Origin of the sequence: Pseudomonas sp. BF-RE-22 (assembly GCF_019956155.1) — a bacterium.
Taxonomy (GTDB): Bacteria; Pseudomonadota; Gammaproteobacteria; order Pseudomonadales; family Pseudomonadaceae; genus Aquipseudomonas; species Aquipseudomonas migulae.
In genome coordinates this window covers 1-21,725 of sequence record NZ_JAHBDD010000019.1, presented here as the reverse complement: position 1 = coordinate 21,725, position 21,725 = coordinate 1, and the positions used below count along the sequence as shown (strand labels likewise).

Below are 21,725 nucleotides of genomic sequence, written 5' to 3'. Positions count from 1 at the left end.
GACCTTTCCCAGTATGCAACCGGTCATGAATCCGAAATACCCAGGGCTGTCGGTTCGCGTTGCCGACGACGGCTTTGCGGCTTACATCTGGGGCAGTGATTTCAGTTTTGAAGTCACGGCCTATGTCGCAGCCGAAATCGGCAAACCGATGGAGCAATGGCCGGTCACGCCAATCACCCCTTACCGCAAGTGCTATGGCATCGATCCCGAGGAATTCAGCAGTTTCCGCGACGCCGCCGACAGCGCGATTTTCATGGCTTATCTCGATGATGAGCCAGTGGGCCACCTGGTGGTCAGCACCAACTGGAACGGCTTTGCCCATATTGACGAGTTGGCGGTCCACGCGCCGGCCCGCCGGCATGGCGTGGCCAAGGCGCTGCTGGATGTGGCGCAGTTCTGGAGCCGCAAGAAAAAACTGCCGGGCATCATGCTAGAAACCCAGAACAACAATCTGGGCGCGTGTCGGCTGTATGAGCGCTGCGGTTATGTGATGGGGGGTGTCGATCATCTGCGCTATCGCGGCATCGACCCGAACACCGCCGAAATCGCATTGTTCTGGTATCGACTATTCGACAATCCGCTGGAAAGCCCGATCAGCTCGCCAACATCGCCACGGCTTGTTCCGTGACGATGTCCAGCAGTGCCTGAAGAGCGGGGGATGGCTCGCCGTTCTTCAGGGTCAGGGCGTAGACGCTGATCGGCACGGCGGGCGCCAGCGGGCAGGCATCCAGGCCGGCGGATTTGGCCCCGAGCGCGGTGAACGGGTCGACAATTGCCAGGCCTTCACCGGCTTCGACCATGCTGCGCATCATCTGGTGAGTCTGAACCCGAGTGTGAATCACCGGGGCAGGGCGCAGGGCGTGCAGTTTGTTGTCGAGCGCCGGGCTCAGTGGATCATGACCTTCCAGGCCAACCATCGACTGCCCCGCCAGGTCTTGCAGCGAAATGTACTTCTGCTTCGGTTGCAGCCAGCCATGGGGGGCCAGTAGCTGGAGTTTGCCCTGGGCAATCACCTGGCAATGAATGTCGGCATGGTCGGGATCATGCAGGCTCAGGCCCAGATCGCTTTCGCGCAGCAGCAGGCTTCTGACGATGTCGCGGGTGGGTTGGCTCAGGAGGCTGCAAGGCACGTCGGGGAGGCGTCGACGCAACGCCGCGATGCTCTGTGGCAACAACTGTTGTGCCAAGGGCGGCGTGCAAATGATGCGAAGGGGTGGGGCCTGATATTGCTTGAGGCTGCTGGCCAGTCGCAGGACCGGCTCAAGCGCATCGTAGACGTGGGCGATTTCGACCTGGAGCTCCCGCGCCTCGCGCGTGGCTTGCAAGCGTCCGCGCACGCTGGAAAACAGCATGAAACCCAACTGACTCTCAGCGTCACGCAGAATGCCTTCGACCTCGGCCACTGGCAGCTGCAGCCATTCGGCGGCGGTGCCAAGGTGACCGGTCTGCAGGAGCGCCTGGATCACTTCGATATGACGTAAACGCATGCGTGAAGTCCATGTTCAGCAGGTGAGGGAGTCAGTGGCTGAATCCTAACCCAAGTCCGCGCATAAGACTTCTGCTCATAACGCGAGGTTATGAGGCGACGCTGGCTTCGGGTTCACGAATGAGGGTGACGCCCGATTGCACCAGCAGAAACTCGTTCTCATCAAGCTTGTTGACGCGATCGCCAATGGCCAGCTTGTAAGTGGTGACAGCGGTGAGGCCATCTGCCGACGGGGTGGATTCCTGGAACTCATGCACGGAATAGACACGGCCTTCCGCGTCTCTTGCATGGAACTGACTGACGAGTACTGCTGCCATCTGCTTAGAACCTCTGGAGATAAATCACTCAATTTGCGGTTCTGTAGACCGTGGTTGGGCGAGGTAAGTTTTCCTACAGGAAAAAAATAGTCAGGGGCGGCGTTTTTCAGTCGCCCACTGCTTGAATCGTCATCTATAACTACAAGCTCTTTCCTTCGGACAGTCGAGAATCTTCCATGAGCAATGTCTACACGATCGCCGTTCTGGTCGGCAGCTTGAGAAAGGAATCGATCAACCGCAAGGTGGCGTTGGCCCTGGCCGATCTGGCACCTGCAAATCTCAAGCTCAACATCGTCGAAATTGGCGACTTGCCGCTCTACAACGAAGACATCGATGGCGAATCACCGCCGGCAGCCTACAGCACTTTCCGGCAACAAGTGAGTTCATCCGACGCGTTGCTGTTCGTCACCCCGGAATACAACCGTTCGGTTCCTGCACCGTTGAAGAACGCAATCGACGTCGGTTCGCGTCCGTATGGCAAGAGCGCCTGGGGTGGCAAGCCGGGTGCGGTGATCAGCTGTTCACCGGGGGCTATCGGCGGGTTTGGCGCCAACCATCATTTGCGCCAGTCCATGGTGTTTCTCAATGTGCCTTGCATGCAACAACCGGAAGCCTACTTGAGCGGTGCCGGTTCGGCCTTCGATGAAGCGGGCAGATTGTCCGAGACGGTGAAGCCGTTTTTGCAGAGTTTCATCAATGCTTACGGGCAGTGGGTCGAGCAGCATAAGAAAGTCTGAATACCACTTTGATAGCCGCTGCCGAATGCAGGCTCGGCAGCGGCTGCACAAACAATCGTTTCCAGACTTTGCTTTACTGGATATTCGAAATTCCATATATTCACGCCTCGTTTGTCCGGAGGCGTTTCCCTGTATGTCCGACTCTTACAGTCCTGTCGATGTTTTCAAGGCCCTGGCCGATGACACGCGCAGCCGTATCGCGCTGTTGATCGCCCGCGAAGGCGAGTTGTGCGTGTGCGAGTTGACCGCCGGGCTGGACTTGAGTCAGCCGAAAATTTCCCGTCACCTGGCGCTCTTGCGTAGCAATGGGCTGTTGGCGGACCGCCGTCAGGGGCAATGGGTGTTCTACCGCCTGCACCCGGACCTGGCGCCTTGGGTCGTCACTCTGCTGCACGGCGCGCTGGCTGAACATCAAGGCTGGCTGGCTGCCGATGTCGCACGCCTTCAAGCCATGACCGATCGACCTGTACGTTGCTGTTAATCCCTGATTTCTGTTGAAGGCTGCTTTGCATGCTCATTGCGTCGTTGATTTTCCTGCTGACCATCACCCTGGTGATCTGGCAACCCAAAGGCCTCGGTGTCGGTTGGAGTGCGGTGTTCGGCGCCGTGCTGGCGCTGATTTTCGGTGTGGTGCACCTCAGTGATATTCCGCTGGTGTGGCAGATCATCTGGAACGCCACCGGCACTTTTGTCGCGCTGATCATCATCAGCCTGTTGCTGGATGAGGCGGGGTTCTTTGCCTGGGCGGCACTGCATGTCGCGCGGTGGGGACGGGGCAGTGGGCGCAAGTTGTTTGCCTACATGGTGCTGCTCGGCGCGCTGGTCTCGGCCTTGTTTGCCAACGACGGGGCGGCGCTGATCCTCACGCCCATCGTGATTTCCATGCTGTTGGCGTTGCGCTTTTCCCCGGCGGCGACCCTGGCGTTCGTGATGGGTGCCGGGTTTATTGCCGACACTGCCAGCCTGCCGCTGGTGGTGTCGAACCTGGTGAACATCGTTTCTGCCGACTTCTTCCACATCGGCTTCAATCGCTACGCGGCGGTGATGGTTCCGGTCAACCTGGTGAGCGTTGCGGCGACACTGGCGGTGTTGATGTGGTTTTTCCGGCGCGACATTCCCAAGGATTACAACCCTGAGCAACTGGAGCATCCGTCCAGTGCGATCCATGACACGGCGACGTTTTATGCCGGTTGGGCGGTGTTGCTGATCCTGTTGATCGGGTGTTTTGCGCTGGAACCGCTGGGTATTCCCATCAGTGCCATTTCGGCGGTGTGCGCGGCGTTGCTGCTGGCCATTGCTGCCCGAGGCCACAAGATTTCCACGCGCAAGGTGCTGAAAGAAGCGCCGTGGCAGATCGTGATTTTCTCGCTGGGCATGTATCTGGTGGTCTACGGCCTGCGCAACGCCGGGCTCACCGGGTATCTGGCGGGTTGGCTGGACGGTTTTGCCGGTTACGGCGTCTGGGGCGCGGCCATGGGCACGGGTGTGTTGACGGCGCTGTTGTCGTCGATCATGAATAATCTGCCGACGGTGCTGATTGGTCTGCTGTCGATTGACGCGAGTCAGGCGAGCGGAGTGGTGAAAGAGGCGATGATCTACGCCAACGTGATCGGCAGTGACCTGGGGCCGAAGATTACGCCGATTGGCAGCCTGGCGACGTTGTTGTGGCTGCATGTGCTGGAGCGCAAGAGCATTCGGATCGGCTGGGGGTATTACTTCAAGGTCGGGATTGTGTTGACGGTGCCGGTGTTGTTGGTGACGTTGGCGGCGTTGGCTGTGCGGTTGTCCGTTTAGACCGCGTCGGCCCCATCGCGAGCAGGCTCGCTCCCACAGGGATTTTGTGAACGCCGCAAATCCAATGTGGGAGCGAGCCTGCTCGCGATGGGGCCAGTCTAGTCACTACAAAAACTAACCACTGCCCGGCACATTCGGCCAAAGATCCGCCACCAGAAACAACCGCTCCGCTTCCTCCCACTCTCCATTGGCATTCTCGATCAACCGTACCAACAACTGCGCCGGCGCCAGCGGTTCCAGATCGCTCAGCCACGCTTGCAGCTGTTGCGTGCTCCAGGTCTGCTCGGCCGGGTAGTGCGCCGGCGCCAGCCAGGCATGGCGGGGCAGGGGTTGCCAGCGACCGAACGGGCGCTGCGTGACAAAATCATTCCAGTCCTTTTGATGCAGCCAGCTACCGCGCAAATGCTGTGGGTGCGCACCGCTCGGGGCTTCGGATTGCCCCGGCCACGGATAAAGCAGATAGCCGCCCAGCCACAAATGCGCACTGAACTGCTGGATGTCCAGCGCCGCCAGGACCTCGCGGCTCTCCGGTCGCGCGGAAATCGGCAGCTGATGCTGGCTCAGGTGCGCCAGTTTGCGGTCCAGCCGATCATGGCAGCCCGGCCCCAGCCATTGCGCGGTGTTATGTCCCGCGCCATTTTGCGGGCCGAGGTAAAGCTTGATCGCCAGTTCCAGGTGATGCACGCCGTCGCGATCGCGCAGCAGCATGTCCAGTTCGCCCAGCGTGTGCCCTTCGCGACGGATTGGCATGTTCGCGGCAATCAGATCGATGCCCGGTGCATGGCGCACCGCGTATTGCCACAGCCGTTCGTAATACAGACCCAGGCGCCGGGTCCGGGCCTGGGCCAGCCAGTGCAGCAAGTCGTAGCTGTCGTGATCCAGTTGCCGTAGCCAGAGTTCCAGCCGTTCCGGTGCCTGCACCCAGTCACTGCCGGCCAGTGGATGGCGTTGCGGCCACGGCGTGACCGCCAGCATCGGCGGCGCGAGGATGACCCAGGCCAGGTCGCGGACCTCGGGGTGGCGCAACTGGTGGGGTAACTGCAGCAAATCGGGAAATAGGATCATCTTGCGAGCATAGCCCTAAACCTGAGTGCGCCCTTGTGGCTGAAAGGATTTTGTCTATCCCGCGCTTTCGCCCATAATCGTGATTTTCGCCGTCGCAAACCGTAGGGGCACCATGGAGCAATTTCGTAATATCGGCATCATCGGTCGCCTGGGCAGTTCGCAGGTGCTGGATACCGTCCGCCGACTGAAACGGTTTCTGCTCGATCGTCACCTGCACGTGATCCTCGAAGACACCATCGCTGAAGTCCTGCCGGGTCATGGCCTGCAAACTTCGTCGCGCAAGATGCTCGGTGAAGTCTGTGACATGGTGATTGTGGTCGGCGGTGACGGCAGCCTGCTTGGCGCCGCACGCGCACTGGCCCGACACAATATTCCGGTGCTCGGCATCAACCGTGGCAGCCTCGGTTTCCTGACCGATATTCGCCCCGATGAACTGGAAGTCAAAGTCGCCGAAGTGCTCGACGGCCACTATCTGGTGGAAAACCGCTTCCTGCTGCAAGCCGAAGTCCGCCGCCACGCCGAGGCCATTGGCCAGGGCGATGCGCTGAACGACGTGGTGCTGCACCCCGGCAAATCGACGCGCATGATCGAGTTCGAGCTGTACATCGACGGCCAGTTCGTCTGCAGCCAGAAGGCCGACGGCCTGATCGTCGCCACGCCGACCGGCTCGACCGCGTACGCGCTGTCGGCGGGCGGTCCGATCATGCACCCCAAGCTTGACGCTATTGTGATTGTGCCGATGTACCCCCATACCTTGTCGGGCAGACCGATTGTGGTCGATGGCAACAGTGAGCTGAAAATCGTCGTGTCCAAGGATATGCAGATCTACCCGCAAGTCTCCTGTGACGGGCAGAACCACTTCACCTGCGCGCCGGGTGACACCATCACCGTGAGCAAGAAAGCGCAGAAGCTGCGGCTGATTCATCCGCTCGACCACAACTACTACGAAGTCTGCCGGACCAAACTTGGCTGGGGCAGCAAGTTGGGGGGTGGAGGCGACTGATGCTCGATCCCGCGCGAAGTTATGACCTTATCGGTGACGTGCACGGTTGCGCCCTGACCCTTGAGCACTTGCTCGACCTGCTCGGTTATCACAAACAGGGCGGCGTCTGGCGGCATCCGTCGCGCATGGCGGTGTTCGTCGGTGACATCATCGACCGCGGCCCGCGGATTCGCGAGGCGCTGCACATCGTCCACGACATGGTCGAGGCTGGCCAGGCGTTGTGCATCATGGGCAACCATGAATTCAACGCACTCGGCTGGAGCACGCCAGCGCCGCCGGGCAGCGGCAAGCAATTCGTCCGTGAGCACACGCCACGTCATGCGCGCTTGCTGGGTGAAACCCTGACCCAGTTTGAAGACCATCCCGCGGACTGGCATGACTTCCAGCAATGGTTCTACGAACTGCCGCTGTTTGTGGATGCCGGGCGTTTCCGTGTGGTTCACGCCTGCTGGGATGCGGGCTTGATCGAGCCGCTACGCGCTCTGTTTTCCGATGGCTGCGTCGATGAACATTTCCTCCAGGCCTCGGCCGTGCCGGGCAGTTTTGCCTGCACCGTGTTCGACCGTTTGCTGCGCGGCACCGACATGCGCTTGCCTGACGGGTTGACCATGACCAGCGGCGATGGCCTGACGCGCTCGTTCTTCCGCACCAAATTCTGGGAAGACGACCCGCAAACCTACGGAGACATCGTGTTCCAGCCTGACGCTTTACCGGAACCCGTGGCCCGGACGCCGCTATCGTCCACCGAGAAAAACACTTTGCTGCGCTATGGCGTTGACGAGCCCTTGTTGTTCGTCGGCCACTACTGGCGCAGCGGCAAACCGGCGCCGATCCGCCCGAACCTGGCCTGCCTGGATTACAGCGCGGTGCTTTACGGCAAGCTGGTCGCCTATCGACTGGATCAGGAAACCCGGCTCGATCCGCACAAATTCGTCTGGGTCGACGTCGAACGGCCGGAGGCACTGCGATGAGCGCCGTGGCCGTTTTACGCCTGCCGCTGGCGGTGGATCTGAGCGGGTTCGTCAAACTGCTGCAACGCATGCAGGTGCCGCATCGGGTCAGCGAAGAGCAGGGCGAGCAGGTGTTGTGGGTGCCCGCCAATATCAGTGAAGACGTGCGTGCGTTGTACGAGCGTTTTCCGGCGGGTGATCCCGATCAGCAACTGGACATCCCGGTGGCGATCACCACGAAGCGTCCCGGCTTCGTCGAGCAATTGCGCCACGCCAAAGCGACGGCAGCGGTGCTGCTGCTGAGCCTGATCGTCGGTGCGGTGACGCTGCTGGGCGAAAACCTCGACACGATGCGCTGGTTGACCTTCCTCGATTTCCGGGTGGTCGGCGAATACATCCATTTCACGCCATTGGCCGACAGCCTGGCAGCGGGGCAGTGGTGGCGTCTGGTGACGCCGATGCTGATCCACTTCGGCATCCTCCACCTGGCCATGAACGGCATGTGGTATTGGGAACTGGGGCGACGCATTGAGTCGCGTCAAGGCGGCATCAACCTGATCGGCCTGACCCTGCTGTTCGCCCTGGTGTCGAACTACGCGCAGTTTTATTTCAGCGGCCCGACCTTGTTTGGCGGGTTGTCCGGCGTGCTGTATGGCCTGCTCGGGCATTGCTGGATCTTTCAGATCCTGTCGCCGAACCGTGCTTATCGCCTGCCTCGCGGGGTGCTGGTGATGATGCTGGTGTGGCTGCTGCTGTGCCTGTCCGGGCTGGTCTCGATGATCGGCTTCGGTGAAATTGCGAACGCCGCCCACGTCGGCGGGTTACTCATCGGATGCTTCACCGGTTTGTTGGGTGGTTTGTACAACCGCCGTAAACTGGCCGCCTAAAAAGTTATGTAAGTTCGGAGACCTTGATGTCCTCTTTTAACGAAATGATCAAAAACATCACCCCCGATATCTACCAGAGCCTGAAACTGGCGGTGGAAATCGGCAAATGGTCCGACGGTGGCAAACTCACCGCCGAGCAACGCGAGCTGTCGCTGCAAGCGATGATCGCCTGGGAAATCCAGAACCTGCCCGAAGACCAGCGCACCGGTTACATGGGCGTGCAGGAATGTGGCTCGAAGTCGATTGAAGTGCCCAATATCCTGTTCAAGTCGGATGCCATCCATTGATCGAGATTGGCCGCGGTGCAATCAGTAAAATGTCGGCCCGCCTGGACGGGGCCGACGTGCAGTACGCGTTTCGTCTGGACGATGTCGAAGTGCCGGTCAACCCGTTGATCGGCACCACGGTACGTCTGGAATACCTGGGGGCGATCCACTGCTGCCATTGCGGACGCAAGACCAAAACCAGTTTCAGCCAGGGTTACTGCTACCCGTGCATGACCAAACTGGCGCAGTGCGATGTCTGCATCATGAGCCCGGAGCGCTGCCACTACGACGCCGGCACCTGCCGTGAGCCGGAGTGGGGCGAGAAGTTCTGCATGACCGATCACATCGTGTATCTGTCGAACTCGTCCGGGGTCAAAGTCGGGATTACCCGCGCGACCCAACTGCCGACGCGCTGGATCGACCAGGGCGCTCGTCAGGCGTTGCCGATCATGCGTGTCGCGACCCGTCAGCAGTCAGGCTTCGTCGAAGACCTGTTCCGCAGTCAGGTGGCGGACAAGACCAACTGGCGTGCTTTACTCAAGGGCGAAGCGGTTTCGGTGGACCTTGTCGAAGTTCGCGATCAGCTGTTTGAAAGCTGCGCCGAAGGCCTGCAAACCTTGCAGGAACGATTTGGTCTGCAGGCGATCCAGACTATTAGCGATGCCGAGCCGCTGGAGATCCGTTATCCGGTGGAGCAATACCCGGCCAAAATCGTCAGCTTCAACCTGGACAAGAACCCGATTGCCGAAGGCACGCTGCTGGGGATCAAGGGCCAGTACCTGATCTTCGACACCGGCGTGATCAATATTCGTAAATACACGGCTTATCAGCTCGCCGTGCATCAGTAAGGACTCCAGCATGCGCACCGAACAACCGAAGATGATCTATTTGAAAGACTATCAGGCGCCTGAGTACCTGATCGACGAGACGCACCTGACCTTCGAGTTGTTCGAGGACCACAGCCTGGTCCATGCGCAACTGGTGATGCGCCGCAACCCTGAGCGTGGCCCGGGCCTGCCGCCGCTGGTGCTGGACGGTCAGCAACTCGATCTGCTGTCGGTGACCCTGGCCGACCGCGAACTGACGGCTGCCGACTATCAGTTGACCGAGAACCACCTGACGCTGCATCCGACCAGCACCAGCTTCACGGTCGACACCAGCGTACGCATTCACCCGGAAACCAACACCGCGCTGGAAGGCCTGTACAAGTCCGGCACGATGTTCTGCACCCAGTGCGAGGCCGAAGGCTTCCGCAAGATCACCTATTACCTCGACCGCCCGGACGTGATGAGCACGTTCACCACCACGGTCGTCGCGGAACAGCACAGCTACCCGGTGCTGCTGTCCAACGGCAACCCGATTGCCAGCGGTCCTGGCGAAGACGGCCGCCATTGGGCGACCTGGGAAGACCCGTTCAAGAAACCGGCGTACCTGTTCGCATTGGTGGCCGGTGATTTGTGGTGCGTCGAAGACACCTTCACCACCATGACCGAGCGCAACGTGGCGCTGCGCATCTACGTCGAGCCGGAAAACATCGACAAGTGCCAGCACGCCATGAACAGCCTGAAGAAATCCATGCGCTGGGACGAAGAAGTCTACGGTCGTGAATACGACCTGGACATCTTCATGATCGTTGCGGTCAACGACTTCAACATGGGCGCCATGGAGAACAAGGGCCTCAACATCTTCAACTCCAGCGCCGTGCTGGCTCGCGCCGAAACCGCGACCGACGCCGCGCACCAGCGTGTCGAAGCGATCGTCGCCCACGAATACTTCCACAACTGGTCGGGCAACCGCGTGACCTGCCGCGACTGGTTCCAGTTGTCGCTGAAGGAAGGCTTCACCGTGTTCCGCGATTCCGGTTTCTCCGCCGACATGAACTCGGCCACCGTGAAGCGCATCCAGGACGTGGCTTACCTGCGCACTCATCAGTTCGCCGAAGACGCAGGTCCCATGGCCCACGCCGTGCGCCCGGACAGCTTCATCGAGATTTCCAACTTCTACACCCTGACCGTGTACGAAAAGGGTTCGGAAGTGGTCGGCATGATCCACACCTTGCTCGGCGCCGACGGTTTCCGTAAAGGCAGCGACCTGTATTTCGAGCGCCATGACGGCCAGGCCGTGACCTGCGATGACTTCATCAAGGCCATGGAAGATGCCAACGGTGTCGACCTGACCCAGTTCAAACGCTGGTACAGCCAGGCTGGCACGCCGCGTCTGGCGGTGAGCGAGTCCTACGACGCAGCAGCGAAAACCTACAGCCTGACGTTCCGTCAAAGCTGCCCGGCGACCCCGGACAAGGTTGAAAAACTGCCGCTCGTGATCCCGGTTGAATTGGGCCTGCTGGATTCCAAAGGCGCGCCTGTTGCCTTGCGCCTGTCCGGCGAAGCCAGCGCCCAGGGCACCTCGCGCGTCATTTCGGTGACCGAAGCCGAACAGACCTTCACCTTCGTCGATATCGCTGAGCAACCGCTGCCTTCGTTGCTGCGTGGCTTCTCGGCGCCGGTGAAACTGAGCTTCCCGTACAACCGCGACCAACTGATGTTCCTGATGCAGCACGACAGCGACGGTTTCAACCGCTGGGATGCCGGTCAGCAATTGTCGGTGCAAGTGCTGCAAGAGCTGATCGCCCAGCAGCAGAAGGGCGAGAAGCTGGTGCTGGATCAGCGCCTGATTTCGGCCTTGCGTACCGTGCTGTCGGACGAGTCGCTGGATCAGGCAATGGTCGCCGAAATGCTCTCGCTACCGGGTGAGGCGTATCTGACCGAGATCAGCGAAGTGGCTGACGTCGATGCCATCCACATCGCTCGCGAGTTTGCCCGCAAGGCGTTGGCAGACGGTTTGTTCGATGCGTTGTGGTCGCGTTACCAGGCCAACCGCGTTCTGTCGAAACAAACCCCGTACATTGCCGAAGCCGAGCACTTTGCCCGTCGCGCCTTGCAGAACATTGCGCTGTCGTACCTGATGCTCAGTGGTCAATCGCAAGTAATGGCGGCGACGCTTGAGCAGTTCGAGACCAGCGACAACATGACCGAGCGCCTGACGGCATTGGCGGTGTTGGTGAATTCGCCGTTCGAAGAAGAAAAAGCCCTGGCGCTGGCCGGTTTTGCCGAGCACTTCAAGGACAATCCGCTGGTCATGGATCAATGGTTCAGCGTTCAGGCAGGCAGCACGTTGCCGGGCGGGCTGGAGCGTGTGCGTCAGTTGATGCAGCATCCGGCGTTCAACATCAAGAACCCGAACAAGGTGCGGGCGCTGGTCGGTGCGTTTGCCGGGCAGAACCTGATCAACTTCCATGCGGCGGATGGTTCGGGGTATCGTTTCCTGGCGGATCTGGTCATCGAACTGAACGGGTTCAACCCGCAGATTGCCTCTCGCCAACTGGCGCCGCTGACGCGCTGGCGCAAATACGACGATGCTCGTCAGGCGTTGATGAAAGGGGAGCTGGAGCGGATTCGTGCTTCGGGTCAACTGTCCAGCGATGTGTTTGAAGTGGTCAGCAAAAGCCTGGCCTGAGTCTGGCTTTGGATCCTGTAGGAGCGAGGCTTGCCCGCGAAGGCTGTGTGTCGGGCGCGTTTTTTGATGGTGTACATATCCATTGCTGCGGTAACGGCGGCTGGCGGTTTCGCTCTTACAGCGACTCACTTTTCCAGACGCCGGAGTGCCGGCCCAGCGAAAAGTAAGCAAAAGGCTTTGCCCCTGACGTACGGCCCTTCGCCTAGGCTCAGGGTTCCCTCGCTCCGGTCCTGCTCCGTGGGCCCGCCGCCATCGGCCATCCATGGCCGGGGGCGGCTACCGCGGCATCCTTGCCGCGGTGCCCACTGCGCAGAACCTCCACTCGGCCTCCCGACGGGGCAGATCAAAATCAAAAACCAAAGCAAAGCAAAAGCGAGGCGGCCTGCCAGCCGACGTGGCTCTTTGATCGTACGCATCCCCCTGTAGGAGCCGGCTTGCTGGCGATAGCGTCCGTTCAGGCGATACATGTGTCGCTGACCCACCGCCATCGCCAGCAAGCCGGCTCCTACACGGGATCGGGTTCACACGATTCAAAATTGTAGGAGCCAGCTTGCTGGCGATGGACGCCAACGATAACGCGTGCTGCCTGTATGAACGCGTCGCCCAGACGTTTTCGCCGGCAAGCCGGCTCCTACAGGGAACCCCATACGCTTTTGCTTTTCACCACTCATCAGGCCGAGCGTTAGCTCGCCTTCCGCTTTTGATCTGAGCGCCCCCTCGAGAGGCCGAGCGCAGGTTCTGCGCAGTGGGCAACCCGGCATGGATGCCGGGTTAGCCGCCCCCGGCCATGGATGGCCGATGGCGGCGGGCCCACGGAGCAGGACCGGAGCGAGGGCATGCCGAGCCACAGCGAGGCACCGAACGAAAGGGGCAAGAGCGCTTGGTTACTTGGCGCTTCTCCAAGTGACCCGCTGTAAGAGCGGAACCAATAGAGGCCGTTACTGCAGAAATGGATATGTACACCACCAACCCCGAACCCCAAATCACCCCACCTGATACCCCAACATTCAGAAAAACCCCATCCCCCCCAGGTTAACAAAAGATAACGTGGCGTCGATTGTCAGACCTTTCCAAACCCCGATAGGATAAGCCAGCTTCCGAAGGGGCTCTGGATTGCGGGTTTCAGGACTATGCTCCTAACCATCCAATCCCGATGAGCACCCCTTACGGCGCCCTGAAAGGTTGAACGACCTAACAATAATAATGGGGGAAGGTCTATGAGTGAGCCTGTCATGGGTGTGGGTATCTGCCGCCCGCCGGCACTGCGCAAATTCGCATTGCTGGCTACAGCGCTCTCGCTGTTGGGCTGTGCCGTGTTGTCGGCACCTGCGCTGGCCAATGCGGCGCCAGCCACCGACGTTGTCTATTCCGTTGAATCCGCCAAAGCCAGCAAAAGCCTGATGCTCGACGTCGTGCACGCCGGCAAGCGCCTGGTGGCCGTCGGGGATCGCGGGCACATCCTGTATTCCGATGACCAGGGCGCGACCTGGACCCAGGCCAAGGTGCCGACCCGGGCACTGCTGACCTCGGTCTATTTTGTCGACGACAAGCACGGCTGGGCCGTCGGGCATGACGCGCAGATCCTCGCGAGCGAGGACGGCGGCGTCACCTGGACCAAACAATATGAAGACCTGAAACGCGAATCGCCGCTGCTCGACGTCTGGTTCCAGGACGCCAGCAACGGCTTTGCCGTGGGCGCTTACGGCGCGTTGGTGGCCACCACCGACGGCGGCAAGACCTGGGAAGACGCCAGCGATCGCCTGGACAACGAAGACCAGTACCACCTCAACGCCATTGCAGCGATCAAGGATGCCGGGCTGTTCATCGTCGGTGAGCAGGGCAGCATGTTCCGTTCCTCCGACTGGGGGCAGACCTGGGAAAAACTCGAAGGCCCCTATGAAGGCTCGTTGTTCGGCGTGATCGGCACTGCCGAGGCCAACACGCTGCTGGCTTACGGGCTGCGGGGCAACCTGTTCCGCTCCACCGATTTCGGCACCACCTGGGAGCCGGTCGAGTTGAAAGCCACCCGTGGCGCGCTGGAGTTCGGTCTGTCCGGTGCGACCTTGCTCGACGACGGTTCCATCGTGATCGTCGGCAACGGCGGCTCGGTGATCCGCAGCAACGACAACGGCGAAACCTTCAGCGTATTCAACCGTCCGGATCGCATTTCCGTTTCGGCGGTCACTGCGGCGGGCGACGGCAATCTGGTTCTGGCAGGACAGGGCGGCGTTCGCGTCACCTCGCCAACCGGCGCCGGTGCAGAGAATGGAAAAAACGGGTCGTCCAAATGAGCCGGGCAAATAATAAGAAGGCGGGTCTATGACATCCTTGAGCAGCCATCACCAAGACAAGGCGACGTTTCTTGAACGCCTGATTTTCAACAACCGCCCGGCAGTGATCGTGATCTGTCTGTTGGTGAGCATTTTCCTGTTCTGGCAAGCGACGCTGATTCGGCCGTCCACCAGTTTCGAAAAGATGATCCCGCTCGAGCATCCGTTCATTCAAAAGATGATGGAGCACCGCAACGACCTGGCGAACCTGGGCAACACCGTTCGCATTTCGGTTGAAGCCACCGACGGCGACATCTTCTCCAAGGAGTACATGGAGACCCTGCGTCAGATCAACGACGAGGTGTTCTACATCTCCGGCGTCGACCGTTCCGGCCTCAAGTCGCTGTGGAGCCCGAGCGTACGCTGGACCGAGGTGACGGAGGAGGGCTTCGCCGGGGGTGAAGTGATCCCGCAGAGCTACAACGGCTCCCAGCAAAGCCTCGATTTGTTGCGCAACAACGTGCTCAAGTCCGGTCAGGTCGGGCGCCTGGTGTCCAACGACTTCAAGTCGAGCATCGTCGATATCCCGCTGCTGGAGTCCTACCCGGACCCGCAGGACCAAGGCAAGTTGCTGGCCCTGGACTACCGCAAGTTCTCCCACGAACTGGAAGAAAAGATCCGCGACAAGTACGAGAAACAGAACCCCAACGTGCAGATCCACATCGTCGGTTTCGCCAAGAAAGTCGGCGACCTGATCGATGGCCTGGTGATGGTGGTGATGTTCTTCGGTGTCGCCTTCGTCATCACCCTGATTCTGTTGTACTGGTTCACCAACTGCATGCGCAGCACCGTGGCGGTGTTGAGCACGACGCTGGTGGCGGTGATCTGGCAGCTCGGCCTGATGCACTTCTTCGGCTTCGGGCTGGATCCGTACTCGATGCTGGTGCCGTTCCTGATCTTCGCCATCGGTATTTCCCACGGCGTGCAAAAGATCAACGGTATCGCCTTGCAGTCCAGTGAGGCCGACAACGCGTTGACTGCGGCGCGGCGCACCTTCCGCCAATTGTTCCTGCCGGGGATGATCGCGATCCTTGCGGATGCGGTGGGCTTCATCACATTGCTGATCATCGACATCGGCGTGATTCGCGAACTGGCCATCGGCGCATCCATCGGTGTGGCGGTGATCGTGTTCACCAACCTGATCCTGCTGCCGGTGGCGATTTCCTACGTCGGCATCAGCAAGCGCGCCGTCGAGCGCAGCAAGAAAGACGCGCACCGCGAACACCCGTTCTGGCGCCTGCTGTCCAACTTCGCCAGCCCGAAAGTTGCCCCGGTATCGATCGTGTTGGCCCTGTTGGCCTTCGGTGGCGGCCTCTGGTACAGCCAGAACCTGAAAATCGGCGACCTCGACCAAGGTGCTCCAGAGCTGCGTCCGGATTCGCGTTACAACAAGGACAACAACTTCATCATCAGCAACTACTCCACCAGTTCCGACGTGTTGGTGGTGATGGTCAAGACCAAGTCCGAAGGTTGCTCGCGCTATGAAGCAATGGCGCCCATCGACGAACTGATGTGGAAGATGCAGAACACCGAGGGCGTGCAGTCAGCGATCTCGCTGGTGACCGTGTCCAAGCAGATGATCAAGGGCATGAACGAGGGCAACCTGAAATGGGAAACCCTGTCGCGCAACCCGGACGTGCTGAACAACTCCATCGCCCGCGCTGACGGCCTCTACAACAACAGTTGCTCCCTGGCGCCGGTGCTGGTGTTCCTCAACGATCACAAGGCTGCCACCCTGGATCGCGCAGTGCATGCGGTGCAGGACTTCGCCAAGGAAAACAACAAGGAAGGCCTGGAGTTCATCCTCGCGGCGGGTAACGCCGGCATCGAGGCGGCCACCAACGAAGTGATCAAGGAATCCGAGCTGACCATCCTGATCCTCGTCTATATCTGCGTCGCGACCATGTGCATGATCACCTTCCGTTCCTGGGCGGCGACCTTGTGCATCGTGTTGCCACTGGTGCTGACGTCGGTACTCGGCAACGCGCTGATGGCTTTCATGGGCATTGGCGTCAAAGTCGCGACCTTGCCGGTGGTGGCATTGGGCGTGGGGATTGGCGTGGACTACGGCATCTACATCTACAGCCGCCTGGAAAGTTTCCTGCGTGCCGGTCTGCCGTTGCAAGAGGCGTACTACCAGACGCTGAAGTCCACCGGTAAAGCCGTATTGTTCACCGGCCTGTGCCTGGCGATCGGCGTGTGCACCTGGATCTTCTCGGCCATCAAGTTCCAGGCCGACATGGGCCTGATGCTGACCTTCATGCTGCTCTGGAACATGTTCGGCGCGTTGTGGCTGCTGCCGGCGCTGGCGCGGTTCCTGATCAAACCGGAGAAGCTGGCGGGGCAGAAGGGCAACTCGTTGTTTGCTCACTAAACCTCAGGCAAAACCAAAAAGCCGCAACCTTGGGTTGCGGCTTTTTTATGGGTGATTGGAAAACTCAGAGGGGTTGCAGTGGTAGAAAATCGCTGTTCGCCAGTTCCTTGCTGATGATTCCGTGATGAATATCGATTTTTTGCTTCGGATCCTTGGCCTTGGCCATGGCCGATTCGTAGGTTTCGAAGCGTTGCTCCCTGGTTTTCAGATGCGCCTGGGTGTAGTCAGCCTTGGCATCATCCGCGTTGGCATAGTGAAAATGCCCGTACCACCAGGGTTGATTGTCTTTATTCAACAAAGCGTACTCTTGCATGAAGTCACGCCGCCCGGTTTTCAGCTGAACCCGGTGGCCATTGATTCGCGCAAAAATTTCATTGCGCCGCAACAGATACTCCACCCCCTCGCTACTGGGCGGTCGAGCGAGTGTCATGCGGGTGCGAAGTTCGGTGGCCTTGGTCTCGAGGACGTGCGCTTTGTCGCGGAGTCCGCTGATCAGCGAAACGTCTGTTTCGCGGTTGGCCGGAGGACTTTCGTGCTGTTCCAGCCCATCGGCGTACCCGCTCAGCTTTTGTGCCTCGCGTTGCAATTGCTCTTCGATTTCCTTGGGAGAACTGGCGCGCTGCGCGTAACCCTCGATCTTCTGCACGTTTTTATCGACATCGGCCAACGCCTTGCGGGCATCGCCCTTGAGCTGCTGATAGGGGCGCGTTGCCTTGGTCGCTGCGGGCCTGGCATCGACGATTTCTACCCAGACATTGGGCTCGTGCTCGTGGAACGAAGCCAGTGGCCTTTCTTCGAACGGATGGTTGATGTCGACAATGTCTCCTTCCTGGTGAGCGACCCGTTGTCGAAGATCGCCGATTAATGTGCCTTTAGCGGTTTTGATCACCCGCTTGCGACTGGACCATGAATAGGGACGCTTCACCGGCGGCTTGGGGCCGGAAGCTGATGTTGAAGGCTCCTCCGGTTGCGGCAACAGTTGAAGCGCTTCCGCCAGACGGCGTTCGGCGTCGATACGCAGTTGGTCAATGAGCTCGCGCAGTCGATTGAAGGGGTGTACCTGCAGTTCATCTGTGCTGAAAATGCCTATCGCCTCAAGGCCGTCCTGTGCCTTGTTGTACTGATCGACCAGGTTCTCCAGAACGGCGGTCCGGTCGCTGTTGGTGTAGCTGTGTTCCGTTTGCAGTTCGGCATGCGAGCGTGACAGTAGCAGCAAAGGGCTGAGGGTGTGTTCGAGCACACCCATGGTGCTGCTTCCGAGGGCCTTGAGACTGAGCAGGCGCAAGACACTCAGCTGATAGCACTTGACGCGCAGTGCCGTTATTTCATCTTCGGGCCTGTTGCCGGTCAGTCGTTTCCAGTACTCGATGCCCAGGCGAGGGATCTGCTTGAGTTCCTGCAGTCGGCTGTCTACCTGATCTAGAAACTTGATCAAGGACTCGTTGATTTCTGAGGTTTTGCGCATGAACTCAAAATAGCGATCCAGTACCACGTCGCCTTCGCGGATCAACGCGTCATGCAAATGCCCGACGCCATTTCTCAAGTCCGCATACGTTTGATTGACAGCCTCGCGCTCCCAGTCAGCAATGACGATCCGTTTGCGGGCATTGTTGATGATGTTTTCCGACAGGTTGCACAACTGCACAGGATCGGGATCGGATTTGGTCAACTCGGCCAATTCCCGTTTCTCGGCCAGCAGCGTAGCGTAGCTTTCGGTCTGTTTGTCCAGCTCATCAACGAACCGTTGCCTGTAGGTGGCGCGATCGAGCTCTGTACTGGCGGCGTCGTTCCTTTTCAGCTGCATCAGGTTTTCGGCGATGTCGACGCGCTTCTGCACCCGCACTTGCTGATCCACGAATTCCTGACGATTGAGTTCCAGCAGGCTGATGCGTTGTTGCGTCATTTCACGTTGGGCGCTGATCCTCGAATTGCGCCCGCCGCCAACCAGTTTCAACCCTTGGTCCAGAGTCCAGTGGCCCGCTCCATTGGTCTTGAGCTTGATGCCGGGATGATCCGGGTGCTCCGGATGTATCAGATACACCTCGCCGAACCCAGGCACGATACTCACGCGAAACAGCAGGCCGGCGACGGTGGCGTGCCAAAGATTGCCGATCCGGTACAAACCTTTGAACACGCCGGTGCTAACGGGCTCTGGCAGAGGTGTCGGCCATGGCACTTGAACCTCCCGTAACGTGTTGAACAGTTGGGCGGTTGCCGAATCGCGCGCGCTCGACTGGTTGAAGTCGAGCAGGGTCTTGCCACTGCCCGGCGGCTCGGAGGGCAGGCCCGCAGTGTCCTGGGTAATAGTCGATTCGGCGGGCCATGAAAATGTCTGCGCAGGACGGCGCAAGGAGGCGAGGGCATCCGGAACTGTCGTCGCTGCGCTGTCGGAAAGTGCCGGGGCTGCTTCCTCTCGAGCGACATGCAGAACCAACAGGCCAATGTTCAACAGCACATCGATCCATGCCTGATTCCGCGCCTTCGGGTCATCACTGTCCAGCGCTGGCAGATCGGTGATCAGGCTGTGGGCGATTTGCAGCATCCAGCCCACCACCATGGCAGGGCCGCGCAACAACGGCAGAATCAGGTTGTTGAACACCAGCCAGCCACCCTCAAGGATGATCGCCCAGCGGCTCTCGGCATTCGACACCGATTGCCGATCCGCCAGATCGATCAGTGTGCGTGCATTGCTGACGAACAGACTGGCCAGCAATCGACCTTCTTCCAGCGCGGTGAGCCAGTCACCAACCGCTTCGTCGCCGGCCAGAATCGCCGGTTGGGGCTTTTCAGGCAGTGTGAATTCGTCCCCTGCATGGAAGTGGACAATGTGCGGTTCGGTGAAGCCGTTGTTGTCGTAGATCGGCCGTGCGCGATCCGGCAGCCAGGTCAGCACACTGGTTTGCAACGGGCCGGTTTGCGCAATGGCCCTCAGCAAGTCCTGACGGCTGGGGTATTGGTGCAGGGGTTCTGAGTACAGAGGTCGGTATAGAATATGCGGGCTGACTGCGCTCAGGTCTTTCGGCTCGATGATGAACATGTTGCTGACCACATCACACGAGGCCACGGCCTTGCGTTGAAACGCCAATGGCCTGATGACGACGGACTGCTCCTCGACAATGCGCTCGGCGGCCAGCGGCTGGAACACTGCATCGACATATCGATAGCCCAGGAAGGTGAAGCCATGCTCACCTTTGATCGAATGCTCAAGGGCACGCAGCGGTAAATGCAGGCTCAGTTCCAGGCCGAAGAGTCGCAGTCGCTCATTGGCCTCGGGACTGTTGCCAAGCAACTGCGCCTCGATGTACTCGGGGTAATGTTTTCCGACATCAACGCGGCTCACCAGATCCAGCAAATAGGCCTCGGTGGTCCAGTCTTGAATCAACTGGTTTTCGGTGTGGCGAAGGGTCATCCGGCCCTTGGGTTTGCCTGCCAGGTTGTTGATCGCCAGGTCGGTCAGGGACATTTTGACGGGTTCGAGGTAGCCGCTGCCCAAGTCGCCGACAGGCACGTGAAAGGTCAGTTCCAGTTCATCGGACTTGTAGCCGGGCGCCAAGGGCTGGTCTTTGAGCATTTGCTCATGCAGCGCATTTCTGGCGAATGTGCGAAGGTCAACGACGTCGTCGGGCAACGAGCGCCCCTGTGTTTGCTGTTTGACACTGGCCATCGACAACGTGTGTTTACGCCAGGCCATGCGCTCTGTGGCGCTGGCGCCTTGCAACCACTCGGGAATCGTTGTCTGTAGGGCGTGAAGGTGCGTTGGGTGGTTGTCGCTGCCGATAAACAGTGCGGCGACATCGGTGATCGCGTCGAAACGCTTTTCAAGGTCAGCCAGGCTTTGGCGTGCGGGCAGTTTGAGCGACTGCAAATCTTCCAGTTGCCGGTTCAGCAGCAGAGCTGCCTGGGTATCAAAGATGTTGCCGTCCGGAGCAAAACGTTTCCAGGTGATGGAGTCCGCCGTGAAGTCTTGCTGAAACCGCGCGCCCCACGCGGCACCGAAGGCTTGCAGGGACGGGAACGATTCGATGTTGCCGGTCACGCTGCACAACAAATGGGTCTCGCCGCAAATCACCAGGATATCCGGCGCCTGTAGTGTGAACGACATGTCGCCTCTGCTCAGCGTGACTTGAAGCGTGCAGGCTTCAATTGCACCTTTGGCCCAAGGACGCAGAAGGCGTTCGCGGTTGTCGGGTTGGCGGGCCAGCTCCAATAGAATCCCGGCCTGCTCGGCATCACTTGCCGCGAGGCGCGTTGCGGATGTTTTCAACACGCCGGCGAGCAGGTTCCCCAACCATTGCCAGCGGCTGACGCCGGTTTCGTCCTGTTCATTCCAGCAGGTCGTCAATGATTCCTGAGCGCCGATGTAGAAAATGTCGGGTAATTCACGGATGACTTGCGCAATCACTTGCAGGTCGGGCAGTCGCGATGTCGTGTTGTCGACGGTAAGTTGCGCGGGGGCACGGTTTGTCAAAAAACAGCTGCGACCGTATTGCTCGCTGAGATCGGGGAATGCGCCGCTGGCCAGGTAGTCGAGTACCACGTCCAGAAGCAGCGTCAACCGCCAGGCGCCATCCGGGATCGGTTGGGCAATTTTGGTTCGCTCAGGGTCGAACGCCAGTTGCGGGTATTTTTCCAGAATGCCGTCTTTGAGCAGGCGGGCGGTTTGCGAGCGTAAAGTCGGTCGGGTATTGAATCGGGTGTGAACCGCCCGCACGATGATGTCGGTGTCGCTTGCGGCGGCGGGTGGTGATGCAGGTGTGGGCATGATGCAATCCTTTGCATGTGTGGTTCCTCAACGTAAAACCGAATCGAAAGGGATGTGCGGTAGCCGGGTACCGCACATTGGGCGAGGCGATAGGCTAAGGCCTGCGTTCAGGCCAGAAACGAAAAAGCCGCAACCAGAGTTGCGGCTTTGTTATCTCAGAAGATCAACGTAACCCCTGTAGGAGCCGGCTTGCTGGCGATGGTGTGTCAGCCACTACGATGTCGACTGACACACCATC

General features: G+C 59.7%; 16 protein-coding genes. 12 read left to right on the top strand and 4 right to left on the bottom strand.

Annotated features, from left to right (window positions below; all coding sequences use genetic code 11):
- Window positions 1-13 precede the first annotated feature (13 nt).
- Window positions 14-628, top strand: coding sequence for a GNAT family N-acetyltransferase (locus KGA82_RS11820; protein ID WP_223450423.1), 615 nt, complete (start codon window positions 14-16; stop codon window positions 626-628).
- Here the strand turns inward: KGA82_RS11820 and KGA82_RS11815 are convergent.
- Window positions 594-1,487, bottom strand: a complete 894-nt coding sequence (locus tag KGA82_RS11815) for a LysR family transcriptional regulator (protein ID WP_008038270.1) — start codon at window positions 1,485-1,487, stop codon at window positions 594-596. The two genes, KGA82_RS11820 and KGA82_RS11815, sit on opposite strands and share 35 nt — an antisense overlap.
- A gap of 88 nt (window positions 1,488-1,575) precedes the next feature.
- Complete coding sequence (locus KGA82_RS11810; protein ID WP_008028606.1) at window positions 1,576-1,803, bottom strand: hypothetical protein; 228 nt, start codon at window positions 1,801-1,803, stop codon at window positions 1,576-1,578.
- 176 nt (window positions 1,804-1,979) lie between these two features.
- On the opposite strand from KGA82_RS11810, the gene KGA82_RS11805 reads away from it, so the two are divergent.
- The 3 genes from KGA82_RS11805 (at window position 1,980) to KGA82_RS11795 (ending at window position 4,334) form a co-directional block, all read left to right on the top strand.
- Complete coding sequence (locus KGA82_RS11805) at window positions 1,980-2,540, top strand: NADPH-dependent FMN reductase (protein ID WP_008028605.1); 561 nt, start codon at window positions 1,980-1,982, stop codon at window positions 2,538-2,540.
- A 133-nt stretch (window positions 2,541-2,673) separates the two neighbouring features.
- Window positions 2,674-3,021 carry a metalloregulator ArsR/SmtB family transcription factor gene (locus tag KGA82_RS11800; RefSeq protein WP_008028603.1) on the top strand — a complete coding sequence of 116 codons (348 nt, stop codon included), beginning with the start codon at window positions 2,674-2,676 and terminating at the stop codon, window positions 3,019-3,021.
- Window positions 3,022-3,050: 29 nt separating this feature from the next.
- Window positions 3,051-4,334 carry an arsenic transporter gene (locus tag KGA82_RS11795; RefSeq protein WP_207286639.1) on the top strand — a complete coding sequence of 428 codons (1,284 nt, stop codon included), beginning with the start codon at window positions 3,051-3,053 and terminating at the stop codon, window positions 4,332-4,334.
- Window positions 4,335-4,448: 114 nt separating this feature from the next.
- Here the strand turns inward: KGA82_RS11795 and KGA82_RS11790 are convergent, their stop codons facing one another.
- On the bottom strand, window positions 4,449-5,399 hold the full coding sequence (locus KGA82_RS11790) for a DUF1853 family protein (RefSeq protein WP_223450422.1): 951 nt from the start codon (window positions 5,397-5,399) through the stop codon (window positions 4,449-4,451).
- A 112-nt stretch (window positions 5,400-5,511) separates the two neighbouring features.
- Here KGA82_RS11790 and KGA82_RS11785 point away from each other — a divergent pair, with 112 nt between their 5' ends.
- From KGA82_RS11785 to KGA82_RS11750, 8 genes are all read left to right on the top strand, one after another.
- Window positions 5,512-6,402 (top strand): NAD(+) kinase, encoded by an 891-nt coding sequence (locus tag KGA82_RS11785; protein ID WP_007988608.1) that lies wholly within the window; start codon window positions 5,512-5,514, stop codon window positions 6,400-6,402.
- Entirely contained in the window at window positions 6,399-7,373 is a 975-nt protein-coding gene (locus tag KGA82_RS11780; protein WP_223450454.1) for a metallophosphoesterase, read from the top strand. The genes KGA82_RS11785 and KGA82_RS11780 overlap by 4 nt, the downstream gene beginning before the upstream one ends.
- Window positions 7,370-8,239: a rhomboid family intramembrane serine protease gene (locus tag KGA82_RS11775; RefSeq protein WP_223450421.1), complete on the top strand. Its 870-nt coding sequence runs from the start codon at window positions 7,370-7,372 to the stop codon at window positions 8,237-8,239. Before KGA82_RS11780 ends, KGA82_RS11775 begins: the two co-directional genes overlap by 4 nt.
- Window positions 8,240-8,265: 26 nt before the next feature.
- Window positions 8,266-8,526 (top strand): YeaC family protein, encoded by a 261-nt coding sequence (locus KGA82_RS11770; protein WP_008028592.1) that lies wholly within the window; start codon window positions 8,266-8,268, stop codon window positions 8,524-8,526.
- On the top strand, window positions 8,523-9,353 hold the full coding sequence (locus tag KGA82_RS11765) for a DUF2797 domain-containing protein (RefSeq protein WP_223450420.1): 831 nt from the start codon (window positions 8,523-8,525) through the stop codon (window positions 9,351-9,353). The genes KGA82_RS11770 and KGA82_RS11765 overlap by 4 nt, the downstream gene beginning before the upstream one ends.
- Before the next feature lie 10 nt (window positions 9,354-9,363).
- On the top strand, window positions 9,364-12,021 hold the full coding sequence (gene pepN, locus KGA82_RS11760; RefSeq protein WP_223450419.1) for an aminopeptidase N: 2,658 nt from the start codon (window positions 9,364-9,366) through the stop codon (window positions 12,019-12,021).
- A gap of 1,217 nt (window positions 12,022-13,238) precedes the next feature.
- The gene (locus tag KGA82_RS11755; protein WP_008030080.1) at window positions 13,239-14,312 is read left to right on the top strand and encodes a WD40/YVTN/BNR-like repeat-containing protein; all 1,074 of its coding nucleotides are present in this window, start codon (window positions 13,239-13,241) and stop codon (window positions 14,310-14,312) included.
- A 28-nt stretch (window positions 14,313-14,340) separates the two neighbouring features.
- Window positions 14,341-16,725, top strand: a complete 2,385-nt coding sequence (locus KGA82_RS11750) for an efflux RND transporter permease subunit (protein ID WP_008042857.1) — start codon at window positions 14,341-14,343, stop codon at window positions 16,723-16,725.
- 64 nt (window positions 16,726-16,789) lie between these two features.
- Here KGA82_RS11750 and KGA82_RS11745 read toward each other — a convergent pair whose 3' ends face one another.
- Window positions 16,790-21,487, bottom strand: a complete 4,698-nt coding sequence (locus tag KGA82_RS11745) for a dermonecrotic toxin domain-containing protein (protein WP_223450418.1) — start codon at window positions 21,485-21,487, stop codon at window positions 16,790-16,792.
- Window positions 21,488-21,725 lie beyond the last annotated feature (238 nt).